General features: G+C 68.1%; 20 protein-coding genes and 2 pseudogenes. 11 read left to right on the top strand and 11 right to left on the bottom strand.

Annotated elements, in window-relative coordinates; translation table 11 throughout:
- A pseudogene (locus FLV34_RS41330) lies at positions 1 to 208 on the top strand (hypothetical protein); the annotation flags it as partial.
- A 37-nt stretch (positions 209 to 245) separates the two neighbouring features.
- Positions 246 to 344, top strand: a pseudogene (locus tag FLV34_RS06785) (peptide-methionine (S)-S-oxide reductase); the annotation flags it as partial.
- 615 nt (positions 345 to 959) lie between these two features.
- On the opposite strand, the gene FLV34_RS06790 reads toward FLV34_RS06785, so the two are convergent.
- A complete protein-coding gene (locus FLV34_RS06790; RefSeq protein WP_205830248.1) occupies positions 960 to 2,054 on the bottom strand; it encodes an ImmA/IrrE family metallo-endopeptidase in 1,095 nt (364 codons plus the stop codon).
- A gap of 690 nt (positions 2,055 to 2,744) precedes the next feature.
- Here FLV34_RS06790 and FLV34_RS06800 point away from each other — a divergent pair.
- A complete protein-coding gene (locus FLV34_RS06800) occupies positions 2,745 to 3,743 on the top strand; it encodes a Fic family protein (RefSeq protein ID WP_261985680.1) in 999 nt (332 codons plus the stop codon).
- Between the two features lie 268 nt (positions 3,744 to 4,011).
- Here FLV34_RS06800 and FLV34_RS06805 read toward each other — a convergent pair whose 3' ends face one another.
- A complete protein-coding gene (locus FLV34_RS06805) occupies positions 4,012 to 4,467 on the bottom strand; it encodes a hypothetical protein (RefSeq protein WP_142647984.1) in 456 nt (151 codons plus the stop codon).
- A 464-nt stretch (positions 4,468 to 4,931) separates the two neighbouring features.
- Positions 4,932 to 5,072 carry a hypothetical protein gene (locus FLV34_RS40255; RefSeq protein ID WP_168065954.1) on the bottom strand — a complete coding sequence of 47 codons (141 nt, stop codon included), beginning with the start codon at positions 5,070 to 5,072 and terminating at the stop codon, positions 4,932 to 4,934.
- 264 nt (positions 5,073 to 5,336) lie between these two features.
- On the opposite strand from FLV34_RS40255, the gene FLV34_RS06810 reads away from it, so the two are divergent.
- The 3 genes from FLV34_RS06810 (at position 5,337) to FLV34_RS06820 (ending at position 6,834) form a co-directional block, all read left to right on the top strand.
- On the top strand, positions 5,337 to 5,843 hold the full coding sequence (locus FLV34_RS06810) for a hypothetical protein (protein ID WP_142647985.1): 507 nt from the start codon (positions 5,337 to 5,339) through the stop codon (positions 5,841 to 5,843).
- 160 nt (positions 5,844 to 6,003) lie between these two features.
- Positions 6,004 to 6,312: a type II toxin-antitoxin system prevent-host-death family antitoxin gene (locus FLV34_RS06815; protein ID WP_142647986.1), complete on the top strand. Its 309-nt coding sequence runs from the start codon at positions 6,004 to 6,006 to the stop codon at positions 6,310 to 6,312.
- Between the two features lie 3 nt (positions 6,313 to 6,315).
- Positions 6,316 to 6,834, top strand: coding sequence for a type II toxin-antitoxin system RelE/ParE family toxin (locus tag FLV34_RS06820; RefSeq protein WP_142647987.1), 519 nt, complete (start codon positions 6,316 to 6,318; stop codon positions 6,832 to 6,834).
- 80 nt (positions 6,835 to 6,914) lie between these two features.
- On the opposite strand, the gene FLV34_RS06825 is transcribed toward FLV34_RS06820, so the two are convergent.
- Positions 6,915 to 7,580, bottom strand: a complete 666-nt coding sequence (locus tag FLV34_RS06825; RefSeq protein ID WP_147942625.1) for a TetR/AcrR family transcriptional regulator — start codon at positions 7,578 to 7,580, stop codon at positions 6,915 to 6,917.
- A 104-nt stretch (positions 7,581 to 7,684) separates the two neighbouring features.
- Here FLV34_RS06825 and FLV34_RS06830 point away from each other — a divergent pair, with 104 nt between their 5' ends.
- Positions 7,685 to 8,611, top strand: a complete 927-nt coding sequence (locus FLV34_RS06830; RefSeq protein WP_142647989.1) for an SDR family NAD(P)-dependent oxidoreductase — start codon at positions 7,685 to 7,687, stop codon at positions 8,609 to 8,611.
- Between the two features lie 436 nt (positions 8,612 to 9,047).
- On the opposite strand, the gene FLV34_RS06835 is transcribed toward FLV34_RS06830, so the two are convergent.
- Positions 9,048 to 9,683, bottom strand: a complete 636-nt coding sequence (locus tag FLV34_RS06835) for a transcriptional regulator (protein ID WP_147942626.1) — start codon at positions 9,681 to 9,683, stop codon at positions 9,048 to 9,050.
- Positions 9,680 to 10,069, bottom strand: a complete 390-nt coding sequence (locus FLV34_RS06840) for a DNA-binding protein (protein WP_142647991.1) — start codon at positions 10,067 to 10,069, stop codon at positions 9,680 to 9,682. Before FLV34_RS06840 ends, FLV34_RS06835 begins: the two co-directional genes overlap by 4 nt.
- 58 nt (positions 10,070 to 10,127) lie before the next feature.
- Between FLV34_RS06840 and FLV34_RS06845 the strand changes: the two genes are divergently transcribed.
- A complete protein-coding gene (locus FLV34_RS06845) occupies positions 10,128 to 11,387 on the top strand; it encodes a PEP/pyruvate-binding domain-containing protein (protein ID WP_147942627.1) in 1,260 nt (419 codons plus the stop codon).
- Positions 11,388 to 11,391: 4 nt separating this feature from the next.
- Here FLV34_RS06845 and FLV34_RS06850 read toward each other — a convergent pair whose 3' ends face one another.
- Entirely contained in the window at positions 11,392 to 11,763 is a 372-nt protein-coding gene (locus FLV34_RS06850) for a DUF5997 family protein (RefSeq protein WP_142647993.1), read from the bottom strand.
- A gap of 56 nt (positions 11,764 to 11,819) precedes the next feature.
- On the opposite strand from FLV34_RS06850, the gene FLV34_RS06855 reads away from it, so the two are divergent.
- Complete coding sequence (locus FLV34_RS06855) at positions 11,820 to 12,554, top strand: LysR family substrate-binding domain-containing protein (RefSeq protein ID WP_261985681.1); 735 nt, start codon at positions 11,820 to 11,822, stop codon at positions 12,552 to 12,554.
- Positions 12,555 to 12,587: 33 nt separating this feature from the next.
- Here FLV34_RS06855 and FLV34_RS06860 read toward each other — a convergent pair whose 3' ends face one another.
- Entirely contained in the window at positions 12,588 to 13,328 is a 741-nt protein-coding gene (locus tag FLV34_RS06860) for a siderophore-interacting protein (RefSeq protein ID WP_147942628.1), read from the bottom strand.
- On the bottom strand, positions 13,325 to 13,543 hold the full coding sequence (locus FLV34_RS06865; RefSeq protein WP_142647995.1) for a hypothetical protein: 219 nt from the start codon (positions 13,541 to 13,543) through the stop codon (positions 13,325 to 13,327). The genes FLV34_RS06860 and FLV34_RS06865 overlap by 4 nt, the downstream gene beginning before the upstream one ends.
- Positions 13,544 to 13,571: 28 nt before the next feature.
- Between FLV34_RS06865 and FLV34_RS06870 the strand changes: the two genes are divergently transcribed.
- Together FLV34_RS06870 and FLV34_RS06875 are read left to right on the top strand one after the other, a co-directional pair.
- Positions 13,572 to 13,970 carry a MerR family transcriptional regulator gene (locus FLV34_RS06870; RefSeq protein WP_142647996.1) on the top strand — a complete coding sequence of 133 codons (399 nt, stop codon included), beginning with the start codon at positions 13,572 to 13,574 and terminating at the stop codon, positions 13,968 to 13,970.
- A gap of 44 nt (positions 13,971 to 14,014) precedes the next feature.
- On the top strand, positions 14,015 to 15,361 hold the full coding sequence (locus FLV34_RS06875) for a hypothetical protein (protein WP_147942629.1): 1,347 nt from the start codon (positions 14,015 to 14,017) through the stop codon (positions 15,359 to 15,361).
- Between the two features lie 59 nt (positions 15,362 to 15,420).
- Here the strand turns inward: FLV34_RS06875 and FLV34_RS42225 are convergent, their stop codons facing one another.
- Positions 15,421 to 16,791, bottom strand: coding sequence for a cellulose binding domain-containing protein (locus tag FLV34_RS42225; protein WP_261985682.1), 1,371 nt, complete (start codon positions 16,789 to 16,791; stop codon positions 15,421 to 15,423).
- A gap of 721 nt (positions 16,792 to 17,512) precedes the next feature.
- Positions 17,513 to 18,574 carry a LacI family DNA-binding transcriptional regulator gene (locus FLV34_RS06885; protein ID WP_147942630.1) on the bottom strand — a complete coding sequence of 354 codons (1,062 nt, stop codon included), beginning with the start codon at positions 18,572 to 18,574 and terminating at the stop codon, positions 17,513 to 17,515.
- Positions 18,575 to 18,591 lie beyond the last annotated feature (17 nt).

An 18,591-nucleotide genomic window follows, 5' to 3' on the forward strand; every position in this document is an offset into this window, starting at 1 on the left:
CACGGATCCACGCTCGCGAGCAGATCACGAGCGTCAGCATCGTCTCCGCGGCGACCTCGCAGTTCACCGCCACAACGGCAAGGATCTCGAACAGTGGGAGTTCGAGGTCACAAGTGGAGGCCGTGTCCGGTACGTCATCGATGACGAGGCGCGCACCGTGTGGTTGATCTACGCTTCGCCTCGCCATCCGAAAGACACGGAAGCGTGATCCGTTGCTTGTGGATCTATTGCCTGAAGTGAATCGCTACCACCAGCAGTATTTGTTCAAGGTGCCGAACGGCTACTGCGGCATCGGCGGCACCGGTGTGACCTGCCCCGTCGGCCTGACCGTCGACGAGTCGTAGCACGGCAGAGGCCATAGCCTTCCTAGGAGCTATGGCCTCTATGTCGTCTTCGTGAGTCTGGCGGGAACCTTTAAAGGAGCCCGCGCTGTCTCGCCCACCGAGGTAGCTCGCTGCCGGTGCAAGGAAGACGCATTCCGGTCGCCCTGAGCGCATCTACATGAGTGCAAATCTCCGCTAGGGTCATCTTATCGAGCCGATGCAATCGGGTAAGGAGCCACACTGTCCCATGAATATTGAGACCATTTTTACGGCCCACCTTGGTGGCGTCCCGGTCGTCAGTGATGGCTACCAGCTCATAGATTTCGGCGGCCGTGAAGACACTGGCTTCGCCTAGATCGTGTTCTCCGGCACCTAGAAGGTTGACCCATCGTTCGAATACTACGAGTTCTTCATCGGTGTCCTGTGGCAAGATGAATAACCACTCGAGATCCATAATCGATCTAAGCGACGGATAGTCGTTGCAGTACTTGTCGACCTCTCTCGCCACGATGTGTGTAGTGGATAGCCTGGACAGACTGGCGCCGAGTACGTCCAGGCGATCAGCTTTAGCGAAGTGATGGATCACCATGGCATCGGCTACGAGCGGGGGCAAGGGTTCACCCGGACTAGCCAGAGTCATGGAGCATCATCCTCATCAGGCCTGAGCGGCAGATCTGCCGCGCTGTCGAGCTGTCCGTGCATCAACTCCAGTGCGCGCTTACTAGTGATCTGTCCTTCTCGGTACGCCGTCATCACGGCATGCGCGAAACTCGGTGGTACGCGAATCGCATCTAGGTCTGGCTGAGGCGTCCATCCCACGGAGTCCCGAAACTCCGCGAAGGTGGGGGGGTACGCACGAAATTTTTTCTCTTCGATTGCAGTTATGAGATCAGCCGCCCGAGCTTGTCGTAGAGCGAGACTCCACGATGTTCGATACTCGGCCGCGAGCTTCACAAGGACCGCTCGACTCGATTGCTCTGCCTCGCTGGCTCTACGGACGGCTTCTGCTGGTAGGAGGAGCTCTGCTGCAAAGGCATCTATCAACGCTTCGCGTTCCGTCCGAGAAGCGTTCACTCCTATATCTGTTGAGTATTCGTCGCCGATTATTAAGTGTCCGAGTTCATGAGCCGCGGTGCTGCGCCGCCGGCCAGGATCGCCATTAAGGCTCACCACGGCTGCTGCTATATCGCCATCAACAGCAGAAGCTCCGTCTCCTGGGAGGTCGGTCACCAGAACGTATTGACCGCAGCGCTCGCACAGGTCGGCCAGGGATTGAATGGCAGCGATCCCCAGACCTAGGTCATCTCTCAGCCAGTTAGCGGCCTCGACTGCGGCGGCGGGGCCGTCGATCTCAGCGGGGTACCGTCTAAGCGGCTTCGGATGAAGGGTGCCTAGCGACATGAGCATCCGGATCTCGCGGATCCATGCGGCGAGTGCGCTATCGATGCGGTAAGAGGCCTGCGTCGCACCTGTTGCCGTGTCCTCGGCCAGAGGCGTGCGGTGCGACATGACTGCGGGTGGCGCATTGAGGAAATGGCCGATAGGCATGTCGAGTGCACGGGCCAGTCGAGAGAGCTCCAGCGCATCGAGCCGCCTCGAACCGGCCTCGATCTTGCTGATCATGGTCCTGTCAAGATCGGTTCGCTGGGCAAGCTGCTCTTGCGACAGCCGCATGGCCAGTCGCGCTTCGCGGACTCGCTCCCCGATCTCGTTCCAGTCGAGCGTGCTCATAGTGCGATAATCGCACACCGCCAGGTAGTCTTACAGGAGTCATGGGCATCTGGGGGATAACCTTTCCCAGGGATGAGATGAGCCCTTGACTCTTGACGCTGAGCGTTCAGGGCCCCTACCGGATCCGCGCCACCTGGGATGGCGCCCCATGCAGTGCGAGTGACTTCCTGTGACGTCCTCGCATGGATCGGCTTGTGCTCTATGGGATCACCATGCGGAGGCGGTGCTTCAGCGGCTACCAGGAGGCTGATATCGGTGCGAGTGTAGGCGCCGATGTCCGGGGGGTCTCGGAGTTGGCGCTTGGGAATGACTTATTGCTTGAAGTGAACTGCTACCACCAGCAATATCTCTTTAAGGTGCCCAACGGCTACTGCGGCATCGGCGGCACCGGTGTCAACGCGGGTGACCCTTCAGCCTGGTGCCCGACTGGGCTGACAACCTCTTCGGAGGAGTAAGCCGGGGAGACCTCCGGACGGTGGTCAGGCCTGCTCCGAGGTCTCATTGTGGGCCGAGGATCCCTGTCGGGAGGGCGATGTCACCCAGGTGCCTGGCCGCTCCGACGTCTGGCTCTGCTTGGGCGTGGCGCGGCGAGTTGTTCGGTTCGATTGATTAAGCCGAGGCGAACAACTGGAGCGAATTTGTTCGGTACAGTTACATCGGCTGAGCCGAACAAAACCACGGGAGGCGCTGGTGTCGGGACCGGGGAGGCCGTCCAGAGCGACCGTGTATCAGCGCCTTGACGAGGCCCTTCGAGAGCTTCGGGACCGCTTGGGCGGGTTGCCCTCGCCCGCCGAGGCGGAGGACATCTGGTCTGACATCTGGCACCAGGAGGCCCACAACAGTACTGCGATCGAGGGCAACACGCTTGTCTTGCAGGAGGTGGAGAAGCTCCTCGAGGAAGGTCGGGCGGTAGGCGCGAAGCCGCTCAGGGACTACATGGAGGTGAGGGGGTACGGCGATGCTGCGAAGTGGGTGTATGGGCAGGCACTGGAGCCGGGAGACTGGCAGAACGGAGACCTCATCACGCTCCAGGAGGTTCGTCAGATACACCACACCGCCATGTCGCTCGTGTGGGCCGTAGATCCCCACCCGCATGCCACCCCCGCCGAGGGGCCGGGGAACTTCCGACAGCACGAGACCGCCAAGTTCCCCGGGGGCATGAAGCCGCCGTCATGGCCGGAAGTCGACTCTCAGATGCGGGACTGGGTGAAGACGGTCGATGGCCTTGAAGACGAGTCCGACGAAGCCCTCCCCGAACGCTTGGCGCGAATACATAACCGATTCGAGCAGATACACCCGTTCCTCGACGGCAACGGACGGACGGGCCGTCTGGTGCTCAACTTGGTACTTTGCAGAATCGGATATCCGCCCGCGATTATCTACAAGCGCGATCGCGACAAGTACCTTCAGGCGATGCGCCGAGCTGACAATGACGAGTTCGGCCCGTTGGGTGAACTCATCGCACGCAGTGTGACGACAAATTTGTACCGCTTCGTCATGCCGGCGGTGGCCGGTCCGGTCAAGCTTGTCCCACTACCCGCTCTGGCCACGCGGGACGTCACCGAGAACGCACTTCGCGTGGCCGCCGCACGGGGGCGACTCCGTGCGGTCAAGGGGGACGACGGCATGTGGCGTAGCAGCAAGAAGTGGGTGAACGACTACCTCAAGTCGAGGCATCGTAGGTCGTGACGCGTCTGCTGATCAGAAGCGAAAACCACTCCGATAGTGCATCCAGCAACGGTCACTGCGGCCTCGGCGGCACCGGTGTGAGCTGCCCCGTCGGCCTCACCGCTGGCGAGGCCTGACCTGCGCTAACTGACTGATCCTGGTCCTCGATCGCCCGGCAAGCCCGGTGCCGATCGAGGGCCAGAGTCGTTTTCGGCATGGGCCCCGCGTTTTAGCTCGGCGGGACAATCGCCCTGAGCAGCGCACATCCGGCACGCAAGCCGTCTGTCTGTCACAGTTCAGACGATGGCCAGGGGGAGATGCTCTGGGCCGGATCGTCGTCGATCGAGACCTCACGGCGTACACACGCGTAGTCCTGGCAGAGCAGAGAGTCCGGTTCGAGATGCAGGGCCGTGAACGGGGTCTGGGCCATGACGGCTTCGTCCGGTTCGATGGCGAAGCCGGTTCGCACTACTTCGCTGTCCCACTGCTCGCCGGTGATCGTGGTGAAGGCGAGGCTGCTCCCGGTCTGCCGCCAGTCGCCCGAGGCGTGCCACTCGTAACGTAGTTCCAGGACGTTCGCTGCCGGGCAGCACCAGCGAAACCGGCTCACCTCGATCCCGCCGGCCAGGTTGGCCCAGGCGGCCCAACCACGGCCGTCTTGGAGGAAGGCCAGCCAGCAGGTCTCCAGCGCCCCGTAGTCATAGGGCACGCTGTCCCATACGCCGACCAGGTCGCTGTGATCCATGATCTGCAGGATCGCACGAACCGCGGTCAGGCCCCGGCAGGGTGCCGAGCATCGCCAGGACGTGCCGGACGGCTGCCGCGACCTCGACGTGTTCTGCAGGGCCGGCCTGACCTGCGATAACTGGCACGCTGGGCTGGTGTTCCGAACTAGATTGCCGACGTGGGTAGCACAAAGGCCGACGCCGTCACCTTCTCGGACCTGTCGAGGAATCCGGATCATGACCGCCTGGGGGATCTGGTGGCGGGTCTTCGAGAGATCCATGGTCCGGTGACCGAGGAGGAGTTGGCGCCGGCGCGAGCAGAGTGGCCGGGCATGTGAAGCAGCGGAAGCGGCTACGCCTGCGCGAGCACGGCACCTCGTTCTCGGCAACGAAGGTCTTTCACCGGCGGCGACCGGCAGAGCGATGGACGTGCGTGCCGCGCATCTGGACAGCCGGCGTGTTCTCGCGTCCGCTTCGCTGCTGTCTAGGTGAGATGCCGGTCGTGATGGACGCCGAGGTCTGCCGGCCCTTGTAGCGCACCGATGAGGGCGGCGAGGTGCCGGGGAAGCGCGAGCTCGTTGAGGGGCTTCTCGACGTCGTCCTCCGCTTCGTTGTGGAAGTCCATGTCCCAAGTGTGGGCGCAGAGCTGGCGGGACGGACGGCTCTCCATTCCCAGGGGTAAAAATTGTCGCTCGAAGCGAAGTGATACCACCACGGCCGGACTGTCGGCGAAGCCGGAAGCGTACTCCTGAAGGCGGCAGAGTTGCCGAAATTTCCTTCTTCGTCATGGCTCGGTCTCCAGATCGCCAGGTAATCGTGCCTGGCTGTCCATCCTCCCTTTTCGTACGTTTTGGGGTGATGTGCCACATCGATCAAGGCGAGGGATCGTATGGCGACGTACACGGAGAGTGGGGGAGGGTCCGCCGCCACAGTGTGGGCGCGGCTTCGGTCGCGGTTCGCCAGGCAGGCGAAACTCACTGAGGAAACGCTGCGGGCCGTCGAGGAGGCGCGCTCTGCCGCCGCGGCCGCCAGGGAGGCATCGGAGAGGGCGGCGGAAGCAGCCGCGGAAACCCACGCCGCCATCCTGAACTACCTGAACGGTGCCGCGACGGAAACGAAGGGCGAGCCCCGGGGCACTCGCGAAGAAGAGCTCGGAAAGCTGTTCTGTGCCTATTTGGAGAAGGGACGTTGGCGGAACATATGGGTCCCCAAGATGCTGACGGATCTGGAAGATGAGGCCATCGAACTCCACCGGGGTGTTCTCCTGGCCGTCGAAACCATCCGCTCGGCCGATAGGGAAGAGAAAGACGCCATCTCCCCCGGGCAGATGAAAGTGCTCTCGGACTGGGAGAAGCGAGCGCTTGAGCTGGAAGGTGATCAACACCAGTCTGAGTGATGGCGGTCTCGAAGGCCAGGTTGGGTACCTATGGCGTGCGTCGAGTGCTTCGCAGTGGGGTGCGGCGTGAGAAGAGACAGGTCGACGCTGGTCGCCGGGCGAGGGCTTTCCCGGAAGGGCGGCACTGCTTGTTCTCTATAGATTTCTGCACAGTAGTTGCATGACCGTGCTGCACGAAGCTGCCGAGTTGAGCGTCACAGAAGCGGCCCAGCGTGGGGTGGCCCGTCTGGTCGCCGATGCTGAGCGTGGGACGGATCTGGTGGTGACCCGTCGGCGTCAGCCGGTGGCGGCCGTCGTCGGTATTCGTCGCCTGCAAGAGCTGGAGGAGGCCGCCGCCGATCTCAGGGATCTGGCGCTCGTGCTCGCACGCTCGGTGACCGACACCGGAGAGCGCGTTCCGCTCGATGACGTGCTCTCCGCTTTCGGGCACACGCGAGAGTCGCTGGCCGCGTTGCCGGACGACGAGTAGCCCGTGTCCGACGTCGTCTTCACGGCACCGGCGGTCGATGACCTGCGGCGGATCGGCCCTGATGCCGCGACGAAGGTGCTGAAACAGATTCTTCTGCTGCTGGAGAATCCGGAGGCAGGCTACCCGCTGGGCGGGGAGTCGACCGGCTTTCGCAAGCTCGTGGTCGGGCGTAACACATGGCGGGTCGTCTATCGCATCACGGACGACAAGTCGATCGAGATCTGCGCAATATGGGCTGTGGGCGAGAGAGCCGATGGTGAGGTCTACGCCGAGGCCACAGCCAGGGTCCGTGCCGCCGGCACAGGGCGTCCGGAGGTAGTGCTCCCAGGCCAGATCATCGATCGCCTGGGGGCGCCGGCCGAGCATATTCGCGTCGAGCAACCGCCTCCCAGGAAGCCCGTGCCGGATTGGCTCGCGGACCGCCTCATCTACACCGTCGGTATGTCCCGCGAGGACGTCGCCGCTCTCGACTCGCAGCAGGCGGTCGACCTTTGGGCCGAGTTCCGATCCAACCCGCGCTAACCGCGACGAGGCTGGGGTGCGGCGCACGGTCTATGCCGACGACGAGCGCCCGGGCGAGTGCTGGGCAGGGGCACAGCGGGTCAGGGGCGGGGGAGCACGCCCAGGAGGGTGGCGGTCAGGGCGAGCTTCAAGGAGTCCTTCAAATCGAAGTGGAAGCGGGCCAGGTCGGGTTCGGCCTGATAGGCCGCCTGCAGGCTGGGCGGGGGTGTGCTGTACGCCGACAGCGCGCCGGCCAAGACCATGGTCTGCAGGCTGAGCAGGGTCGCGTTCTCGCCCAGCTCCGGCAGGTGCTTGCGGAGCAGGGCGGCCATGGTCGTCAGGCGTTCCAGGGAGGCGCGCTTGTAGCGGGCCACGACCTCGACGGAGACGTTGTGTTCCAGCACACTGCCCTGCGCGCCGAAGAGGTCGCACAGCACCGCCCGGCCGGAGAGTGAGCGGCTGAGGATCTCGGCCACAGCTTCCGCCCGCTCGACCATGGGCTGGTTCGCGTCGACGTCGGCGGCCAGCTCGGTCGCCAGGTCGGCCAGCCACTCCTGCAGAAAGCGGTCGAGCAGTTCCAGCAGCACCGCCTCGCGCGACTCGAAGTAGCGCAGCACGTTCGGCTTGGCCAGGCCGACCCGACGGCTGAGCTCGTTCAGGGTGACCGCGGCCACGGGCATCTCGTCGAGCATCGCCGACGCGGTGTCGAGGATCGCCCGTCGGCGGATCTCCCGCTGCTCTTCGGTTCGCGCCCGCTGGAATCCCACGCCCGCCAGTCTAATTTAAGTACCCCTGGTACGTTGACAACGTACCGAGGGTACCTTAGCGTCATGCACAAGATACCTTCGGTACGTTACCTAGGGAGCCTCGCATGGGCGAGAAGTGGACGACAGCCAACATCCCCGACCAGCGCGGACGGGTGGCCGTGGTGACCGGGGCCAACACCGGGCTGGGGTTCGAGACGGCCAAGGCGCTCGCCGAGCGCGGGGCGGCCGTGGTGCTCGCCGTACGCGACGTCGGGAAGGGTGAGCGGGCCGCGGCCCGCATGACCGGCGACGTGAGCGTGCAGGCGCTCGACCTGACCTCGCTCGACTCCGTCCGCGCCGCGGCGGCGGCGCTGCGGTCGCGGTTCGACCGGCTCGACCTGCTGATCAACAACGCCGGCGTGATGTACACCCCGAAGCAGACCACCCGGGACGGCTTCGAGATGCAGTTCGGCACCAACCACCTCGGCCACTTCGCGCTCACCGGGCTGCTGCTGGACCTGATGCTGCCGGTGCCCGGTTCGCGCGTGGTCACGGTCAGCAGCATCGGCCACCGCGTGCGGGCCGCGATCCACTTCGACGACCTGCAGTGGGAGCGGTCGTACGGCCGGGTCGCCGCCTATGGCCAGTCGAAGCTGGCCAACCTGATGTTCACGTACGAGCTGCAGCGCCGGCTCGCCGCGCACGGCACCACCATCGCGGTGGCCGCGCACCCCGGCGTGTCCAGCACCGAGCTCGCCCGCAACACCCCCGCGGCCTTCCGGCTTCCGATCACCTGGCTCGCGCCGCTGATCACCCAGACGCCGGCCATGGGCGCGCTGCCGACCCTGCGTGCCGCCACCGACCCGGCGGTGCTCGGCGGCCAGTATTACGGTCCCGGCGGGCGCATGGAGATCATGGGCCACCCCCGGCTGGTCACCTCCAGCCCGGAGTCGTACGAGATGGCCGTGCAGCGGCGGCTGTGGGCCGTCTCCGAAGACCTCACCGGGGTGAGATTTCCCGTCGCCGAGCCCGAGCACGTCATCACGATGTAGTCCGCGCTCCCCGTTTCGTCAGTCGACCAGGCCGGCGCGGTAGGCGGCGATGGCCACCTGTACGCGGTTGGTGACGGCGAGCTTGTCGAACAGGTGAGAGATCTGGCTTTGACCTCGCTCATGTGCAGGCGGGTGGCGATCTCGGTGTTGGAGTGGCCGAGTCCGACCTCGGCGAGCACCTTGACGCGTGACCACCGGAAACGGCCAGGGGCGCCTATCGCCTCGTCCAGGAGGGACCAACGCGCACAGACACGCCCCCCGGGGCTCTCTCGCTCACCGTCGTCGCGACCGCGATCACCGTGCAGGGCTGGCGGCACGCGGGCCTGCTGGTCCGGGGGGCACAGGGCGTCGTGCTGTCGGGACTGCTCGCCCTCGTCTGGTTCCGCGGGCACTGGAACCTGCTCGGCCGGCACCTGTGATCCAGGACGAGACGGGGTCAGGGGTGTTCGTGCCGCTTGAGGCCGAGCGTGGCGATGAGGTCTTCGTGGAGCTCGAACCAGACACGATGGCAGGAGTCCACGTCGGTCTGGTCGACCCAGGCCCCGTCCCCGGCTCGGGCGAGCGTCAGAGCCGCGGTGAACCGGGTGTCATATCCGCGGAACCGTGTGAGGACGCGTCCGAGCCGGTCGACGAGCGGTGTCAGCGCCCGGTCGACGCAGGCGAGCTCGTGAAGCACTCCGGCGTCCCAGGCCGGATCGGAGTGGTCGTTGACGGCGAGCCGATCGCCGGCGGTGGGCCGCAGTTGCCAGTCGGTGCAGGCCTGCAGCAGCAGAGCGTTGAGCGGCAGGAACGTGCGGTAGACGTCTCGGACCTCCTCGGTGCCGCCGACCCGGGTGAGCTCGGCCGCGAGTTGCCGCTCGTTTTCGGCCCGGCCCGCTTCGGTCAGCGACCAGCCTCCGGTGCCCGCGAAGGCGGTGTGCTCGACCCAGCCACGTGCCTCGGCGTCGTGCAGCACCTCCGTCGTCGTGGCCGCGTCGAGTCCGTACCGGCGGGCGATCACCGGGGTGTCCGCGAACCCGGTGACGCGTACGGCGTGCAGGACCAGGAGTTCGGGCGGGGAGTCGCGCCTCACGAGCCGGAGTCCTGTCGTGCGGTGAGGCGGGTGTAGTGCTGCTGGCACGCCTGAGGGGAGTTGAACCCCATCACCTGCGCCATCTGCGCCCAGGTCAGACCGGCACCACGGGCGATGAACAGCAGGGCGGACTCGAGTGCTTCGACCTCGGCGCGTGCGGCCGGCAGGAGGGCGAGCGCGCTCAGGATGTCGTCCGGTGCCAGGTCGGCGTTGCGCCAGACGGCGAACTGCACCAGGTCGACCGCCGACGGCGGGACGGGTGCGGGGCGCCACGGGCGGGCGTCGAGCTCGTCCGCGCCCAGGCTTAGCAGGCGTTCCCGCGCGTCCCGCTCACGCTGAGCCTGGACGTTGTCGGCATGCGCGCCGATGTCGTCCTTGCGATGCATGCGGCACATCCTGCACAATCAACAGATTGTTGTCAACAATCCGTTGAAGGGTGGCGCCGTGCTCGTACCTCTCCGGAGGAGTGTCACCGGCACCTGCGGGAGCAAGGCCGGCGCGCTCGGCGCGTTGCTCCGCGCGGGTCTGCCGGTGCCCGACGGCTTCGTCGTTCCGTTCGCCGCCTATCTCGACGCGGTCCGCGATCTGGACCTTGGACGGTTGACCGGCGAACCGGACGACGCGGCACAGCGGGTGATCGAGGCAGGGCCGGCACCCTTGATCGACGCACTGGCACGCGCGCTCGGCCGGCTCGGCGATCCGCCCGTGGCGGTGAGATCGTCGGCGGCGAAGGAGGACACCGCTCAGGCGTCGGCGGCGGGTCAGCACGACAGCTTCCTGGCCGTGCACGGTGCCGACGAGGTCGCCAGGGCCGTACGCGCCTGCTGGGCCTCGCTGTTCTCCCCGCGGGCCATCGCCTATCGGGCCGCCCCGGGCCATGAGCCTTCCGGTGATCTCCTGATGGCCGTCATCGTCCAACGCCACGTGGACGCCGAGATATCCGGGGTCATGTTCACACCGGCGCACCCGGGCGAGGCGACCCGGATCGAGGCGTCGTGGGGGCTCGGCCCCAGCATCGTCGAGGGCAGGGTCACCCCTGACGCCTACCACGTCGCCGGGGACGGGTCGGTCACCCGCACCGTCGCGGACAAGCGGCAGCGCCTCGACCGGCGCCTCGACCGGCGCCTCGACCGGCGCCTCGATCGGCGCGGCACGCGGCTCGTCGTCCGCGACGTGCCCGCCGCCGCCCGGACCCGTCCGGTCATCGACGACACGACCGCCAGGCGGCTCGCCGAGCTGGGGAAACGGGTTTCCGACGCACTCGGCGGACCGCAGGACGTCGAGTGGGCGATCGAGGATGGCCGCACGTGGATCCTGCAGGCCCGGCCGATCACCGCCGCGCCCCCTCCTCCGATCCTTCCGTACGGCGCCCCGGGCGAGGCCACGCTCACCGGAGTGCCGGGCAGCCACGGGACCGTGACCGGCGCCGCGAGGATCGTGCGTGGTTACGGCGACTTCGCGCGCGTGCGTCCGGGCGACATCCTCGTCTGCCCCTTCACCGACCCCGCGTGGACGCCGCTGCTCCGCATCGCCGGGGGCGTGGTCACCGAGACCGGAGGCGTGCTCTCCCACGCCGCGATCGTCGCTCGCGAGCACGGCATCCCCGCCGTCCTCGGCGTTCCGGACGCGACGAGCAGGCTCCGCGACGACACCGTGATCACCGTTGACGGCACCACCGGCACCGTCACGACGGCGGACGCGTGAATGTCTAGCGCTGCTTGAGGCGGAGCGCTTCCTTGCGGACCTCGGCCTGGATGGCCCGCTCGCGCTCCAGCCACGGCGGGTTCTCCTCTTTCAGCGCCTCGATCTCGGCCGTGGTGAGCGGGCCGGTGATGCCCCCGCGGATCAGGCCGGAGATGGAGATCCTCAGCTTCGAGGCGATGACCTGCTTGGGGTGCGGGCCGTTGCGGCGCAGGTCGACGAGCCAGGCGGGCGGCTTGGCCTGCAGCTCGTTCAGCTCGTCGCGGGAGACGACACCCTCCTGGAACTCGGCGGGAGTGGCCGAGAGGAGCACACCCAGCTTCTTGGCCGCCGTGGCGGGCTTCATCGTCTGGATGGTCTTCGGCTTGGACGAGCTCATAAACGTCAAGCGTAGTCAGTCGGAGCGGGTTCCCATGCCATCGGTAGCCTGAGGAAGTGACTGATGGAGAGACCGGCAGGGTGTTCCGGCTGGCGTACGTGCCCGGGGTGACGCCCGCGAAATGGGTCAAGATCTGGGCCGAGAGGATCCCCGACGTGCCGGTCACCCTGGTCGCGGTTCCCGCCGCCGAGGTGGTGGGGCTCCTGCGTGACGGCGGCGCCGACGCCGCGTTCGCCCGGCTGCCGATCGACCGCGACGGGCTCAGTGTCATTCCTCTCTATGTGGAGACCACGGTGGTCGTGGTGCCCAAGGACCACGCGGTGGCCGCCGCCGACGAGGTGACCATCGCCGACCTCGCCGACGACGAGGTGTTCCATCCGCTGGACGACACCATCGAGTGGGCGGTCCGGCCCGGGCAGCCCGCGTTCACCCGTCCGGACACGACGGCCGACGCGGTCAAGCTGGTCGCGTCCGGCACCGGTCTGCTCGTGGTCCCGCAGTCGCTGGCCCGCCTCCATCACCGCAGGGATCTCACCTATCGGCCCGTGCTCGACGCGCCGCAGTCGCAGGTCGCGCTGACCTGGCCCGCGGACGCGACCACCGACCTGGTGGAGGACTTCATCGGCATCGTCCGCGGCCGTACAGTGAACAGCTCGCGGGGCCGCGCCCCCGCCGCCGCTCCCGCGGAGAAACCGGCACGGCGGCAGGCCCAGAAGCCCGCGCAGAACGGCTCCTCCGGCCGCCGGGGCGCGCCGGCCGGGCGTAAGAGGAGGGGCCACCGGCCGCGGTGACCTCCGGCCCCCGGCTCGTACGCGCAGCAGCGGTCAGTCCATGCCGCGCCGTCCGGGGGTCCAGAACGGTTTCACGACGACGGCCCTGCGCGGCCAGCCGCGTTCGCGGATGAGATGGAGCCGTACGGCCTGGCAACTGCGGGCCTCTCCGGCGAGGTACGCGACGCCCGGCGCGTCGGGAAGCTCCAGGGAGCGGACCATGTCGACCAGATGGGCAGGGTCGACCAGATGGGTAGGGTCGACCAGATGAGCGGGGTCGACGCGATCGGCCGGGCGGCAGCTCCATGTCAGGCGATCCGCATGGTTCAGCGGGAGATGGTCGCCGGGGCCCTCGACCGAGATCGCGCCGTGCACGATCGCGGACGGCGGCAGCGCCCGCAGCATGGCTCCGAAGGCCACGGTCGCGGTCTCGTCGCCGGCGAACAGGTGATAGCCCGCGTCCTCGCGGAGGACGAGCCGGCCGTCCGGCGAGGTGAGGGCCACCGGGTCGCCGACGCGTACCCGCCGCGACCACTGCGCTCCGGGCCCGGCGGACGGGTGGTCGAGTATGCACAGGTCGAGGCGGCCGGCGGCGGAGTAGTCCCAGATCGAGTAGGTGCGGAGCAACCCGCGCAGCCACGAGCGGGGCGAGCGGAGGTCGCCGACCCGCAGACGGATGTGCGTCCCCGGCGTCCAGGGCAGGTCGCGCAGGCCGGGGCCGGTGATCCGGATGCGGCGCATGCGCGCGGTGATCTGCTCGATCTCGGCGACCGTTCCGTGCAGGAACACGCTCATGGCGCCGCCTCCCAGCGCTCGCCCGTGGGCAGGTCGACTACGGCCGGCGCGGGCCCGGCCAGGGCGATCGCGTCCGAGGCGGTGCCCGTGGTGCGGAACAGCGCCGAGAGCGGATCGTGCCCGTGGGCGTCGTGCACCGGCACCAGCACCTTCGCGCCGAGTGTGGAGGCCCCGGCCACGGCCTGGGCGGGGCCGGTGATTGCATGCTTGAGCATGCGGCCAACGGTGCCGGTTAATGTGCACATGAAGTCAAGCGACGAGCTGACCATCGGCGAGCTGGCGGACCGGTTCGGTCTGGCCACGCACGTGCTGCGCCACTGGGAGAGCATGGGGCTGATCGAACCCGCGCGGCGGGCGGGTGGTCGGCGCCGCTACGGACAGGACGCGCTGGTGCGCGTGGCGCTGATCCTGATGGGCAAGGAGGCCGGGCTCGGGTTGCGCGACCTGAGCGCCGTGCTGTCCGCCCCCGACCCGATGGACCACCGCGACCTGTTGCGCCGCCACGCCGCCGCGCTGGAGCAGCGCATCGAGCAGGCACGGGCGGCCAAGGACCTGATCGAGCACGCCCTCGACTGCCCGCACAGGTTCGCGGAGTGCGCGCACGCCCGCGAGCAGATCGCGGCGCGTATCCCACCCGGCTGAACCGGATGTGCCGGGGTGATGCTCCGGCGTGCGAGACTCCCGGGGTGAGAACGGCGAGCCGGGCATTGGCCGTGCTGATGGTGGTCGTCGCCGGTTGCGCGACGAATCCGGGTTCGACCCCCGCCGACCACGCATCCGCCCCCGGCGGGCGTACGTCCTCACCGGGCGGCGCCGCCGGTGCGAAGCCGATGGCGATGATCTCGCCGCGCCCGGCCGGTGATGCGGGGCTTCGGCCGTTGCCGGCCCGGCCGGCGAGGTGCGCGCTGCCGCCGGAGGACCGCGACGATCTGCGGGCGTCCGACGTCCCGACGGCATGGCGCACGCTCTGGATCGACCGTGCGCGCGGGGCCGTCGACCTGCTCGCCGTCGCCGCCGACGGCACGCTCTGGGCCACCTTCCGTACGGAGAAGCAGCGCGGAAGCGCCCTGGAAATCAGGGACGACAGGGTGCGCCGCTGGGACGGCGAGGCATGGCGGACGTTCGAGATCCCTCCCCTTCCCGATCGCGGCCCGCAGCCGGTCGTCGCGCTCGCCGCCACCTCGGCCGGCCAGGCCTGGGTGTTCGGCAACTCCAATGACCGGAAGGGAGGGGACACGACGGGGTTCGTCGGCACCTACGAGGGGGGCCGGTGGCGCTCGGAGACACTGGCCAAGCCCGCGGCCGACGCGATCGGGTGGGGTTACACCGCCACCCAGCCGGTCGGAGCGGACCGCATGTGGACCGTGAACGGGCGGGTGGGGCTGCTGTGGACGGGGCGGGAATGGCAGCGCTATCCCCTGCCCGTCGAGGCAGGGGCGCTCAGCGCGTACGACGACCAGGTCTGGGCCGTGACCGGCGCGTACGGCAGGCGGCCGGCGGCGATGCGCTGGGAGCAGGGAGGCTGGCGCCTGATCGGGGTGCCCGTCCTGGAGACGCCGGACCACGACGTGGCGGGCAGCGCGCTCCGGGACGTCGGCGTGATCGGTCCCGACGACGTGTGGGCCGTGGGCGGGGTCACGTGGCTGATGGAGCACGAGTACGACGACGAGAACGAGCCGCTGGAACGGGGACGCCCGGTGGCCCTGCACTGGAACGGGAGGTCGTGGACCTGCCACTGGGGCCCGCCGGGGTCGAGCCGGGAGCGTTCCGCCGGGAGGATAACGACGTTCGGCCAGGCGGAGCCCGACGGCAGGGGCGGCCTGTGGGTGGTCGGCCGCGGCGACCTGCTGTGGCATCTGTCCGAGGGGCGCTGGACCCGCCACCGCATCCCCGCGCCGGCGGGCTATGTGGCCCGGGTCAGCGCTCTGGCCCTGCGCCCCGGCACGGGCCAGGTCTACGCGGCGGGCTCGGTGACCTCGAAGAAGGAGAGCCCCTTCGCCGTCTCCCACGCCGCCGTCTGGCGTGCGGGGTAGGCGACCCCGCAGGCCCGGGGGTGGGCCCGATCGGGCGCCACCCCCGGTGATCCTCGCGATCAGACGATGGTGCAGGGGTTTCCGTTGAGGGCGAACGCCGTGGGCTTGCCGGCGTTGCCGGTGTGGGTGGCCTGGAAGCCGATCTCAGTGGTGGAGCCGGGCGCGATCGTGCCGTTGTAGCTCATGTTCCGCGCCGTGACCTGTCCGCTGCTGGGCGAGTAGGTGGCGTTCCATCCGTTGGTGATGGTCTGCCCGCTGGGCAGGGTGAAGGTCAGCGACCAGCCGTTGACGGTGGAGGAGCCGGTGTTGGTGATGGCGATCTGCTCGGTCAGGCCCTCGTTCCAGGCGTTGACGGTCGCGTTGACCCGGCAGGCGCCCGAACCGCCGCTGGGCGACGCGGACGGAGAAGCCGACGGGGACGCCGACGGAGACGCCGACGGAGACGCGGACGGGGACGAGGAGGGCGAAGCCGAGGGGGACGGCGACGGAGACGTCGTCCCGGACTGGAACTGGGTGAAGAACTTCCACACCTCAGCCGACGTCCAGGTCCTGGCGCCGCTCGTGGAGGTGGACCCGTCGTTGGGGGAGGGCGTGTGGTCGCCGTCGAACGCCGCCCATACGACCGGATAGCCGGCCCGGCATCCCGAGTAGTTGGTGATGATGTGCGTCAGGCTGCCCTGCGAGGGCTCCCGGGGGTTCGTGGGGGTGCAGCCGTTGTTCGAGACGAACCTGTCGCGCAGCTGCCGGCCCAGGGAGATGTTGAGGACCGAGTCGTGGGTGCCGTGGATGCCCATGTACGCGACCGGCTGGGTGCCGCCGTTGCACCCGCTGAGCTGCGCGCCGGAGTAGACCGCGACCGCGCGGAAGACCGTCGGCCGGGCGCACGCGACCGCGAAGCTCATCGAGCCGCCGTAGCTCCACCCCATGGCGAAGCGCTGCGTCGTGTCGACGCAGAGGTCGTTCTCGACGAGCCGCAGCACGTCGTCGGTGAACGTCAGGTCTTCGTTGTTGCTGTTGGCCCAGCCGTTGTTGATGCCCTGGGGTGCGATGAAGATCGTGCTGTTGTTCGAGAGCTGCTTGAGCCCGTAGTAGGCCCAGACGGATCCGTCCGATCCGCCCGAGTCGACGATCTGCGCCGTGCCGTTCAGCCAGTGGTACGCGAAGATCAGCCGGTAGGGGTGGTTGTTGTCGTAGTTGTCGGGAATCCGCAGGATCCAACTGCGGCTCTTGCCGCTGGTCGTGATCGTCTGCGAACCGCTTCTCAGCGTCGGGGTCTTCCCGCAGCCGGAGGTCGCCGCAGCGACGGCGGCGCTCGCCGAGGACGGCGTGGCCGCACCGAGGCTGTCGCTCAGCGCCATGCGTCCCGAGGCCAGGACGAGAAGCGCGGCGGCCGCGACAGCGGTGAAGATGGATCTCTGTCTCAACTTCACGCAACTCCCTTTATCGTTCGAAAGCCGACGTACGTCGATGGGGAAGCAATTGGGTTTGCCGGTGAGCCCCGGCGAGCGGTCTTGCGGAACGGATTCGAACGCTGCGTGAGCCCACCGTCAGTCGACCCCGGAGGAGCGCGGCGACCGGTCGTCGGCAGCGCGCGCGTTCGCCCTTCTCCGTTGCGGAAAGGCATGGCGAACTCTGGTTTCCGTTATCGCGAATATCCTGCTGCCGCCTTCTGGAGGAATGCGGCTTATGGCCTGGCGGGTGCCAGATAAAGGCGGATCATGCCGGGATTCGACGATCCGATAGGCTGGCGTCAGGACAATTCGTGTTAGCGATAACAGAGACGGATGGGCGAGTACTCCTTCCTGCCGGGCGACTGTAAGTGGTGGTGAAGCGGAGCAAATATGAAGTCGCACGGCATGTCAAGGCACTTGTCGGGCCGCCGGGAATCTCTCGCGGGCGGGCGTCCGTGTCGTGAGTTTTCACCAGGGAGAAAGCGAAGGCCGCCGGTGACGCCGCGATGAAAATTTCATCGTCCGCGGCATTGTGTTTGCGGCGGAGAGCCCGCCCTTTTTCGCCGCCGGTCGCCGGGCCGGCCGCTCTCGGCCGGGACGACCGCGACGTCGGCCGCCGAACCGGCCCCGCCGGTCGCCGGGCAGCTCGGGGCCTGAGCGCCGCTCATGTGGCCGGAGCGCTCGGACGCCCGAGTGCCGTTCAGGCGCCCCGCGACGCGATCGACTCCCGGACGCGGATGGGCATCGGCACGCGATGCACCTCGCCCTGCCCGCCGTCGTCCTCACGGTCGCGGCCGATCTCCGTGAACAGCACGTCGACGGCCTTGCGGCCGAGCTCGTAGTGGGGGAGGGCCACCGTCGTCAGCTGGGGGCGCATCCACGAGGCGATCGGGTGGTCGTCGAAGGACACGACGGACACGTCGCCGGGCACCTTGAGCCCGAAGTCGTCGAGTGCCTGGTAGGCGCCGAGGGCGAGCCGGTCGTTGAAGCAGATCAACGCCTGCGGGCGCTCCTTCTCCAACAGTGCCCGGGTCAGGGCGAGGCCGTATTCCGGCTGCCAGTCGGGGCAGACGTGGCCGCCCGCCGGCTTGACCCCCGCCTCGGCGAGCACCTCGCGGATGCCGATGAGCCGTTCGACCGCCGCGACGCTGCCACCCGCCGGGACGTTGCGCCGTGCGGGACCGGCGCCGATCAGGTGGATGCCCTCGCGATGACCGGCGTCGAGCAGGGCCCGCGCGGCGACGCGTCCGGCCTCGATCTCGTCGGGGATGACCGAGGGCAACGGCGACGGCTGCTTGGGGAGCGCGTTGAGCAGGACGGCGGGGGCGGCCGCCATGGCCTTCGGCACCTTGATGGTCCTCGTGTACATCGAGGCCAGGATGATCCCGTCCACCTGACGGTCGTGCATGGCCTGCAGCAGGAGCCGTTCGAGCTCGGCGTCGCCCTCCGTTTCGCCGATGAACAGCATGAAGCCGCGCTCCCGGGCGGCTTCCAAGGCTCCCTTGATCATGTCGCCGGCGAGCCGCGTCGTGGCAACCGTGTCGGAAATGAAGCCAATAGTCCGAGTTGTCCCAGTTCGCAGGCCTACGGATACGATGTTCGGCCGATACTGCAACTCGGCGGCGGCCTTGAGGACACGCTGCTCGACGTCCTGGGAGATGCGCAGCTCCCGGCCCCGTCCGGACAGCACGAGCGACGCGGTGGTCGGCGAGACGCCGGCGGTCTTTGCGACGTCCGCCAGCGTGACCCGTCGTGGGCTCACCGGGTGACCTCCTGCAA

It is taken from the genome of Microbispora sp. CSR-4 (genome assembly GCF_008033685.1).
Classification (GTDB): domain Bacteria; phylum Actinomycetota; class Actinomycetes; order Streptosporangiales; family Streptosporangiaceae; genus Microbispora.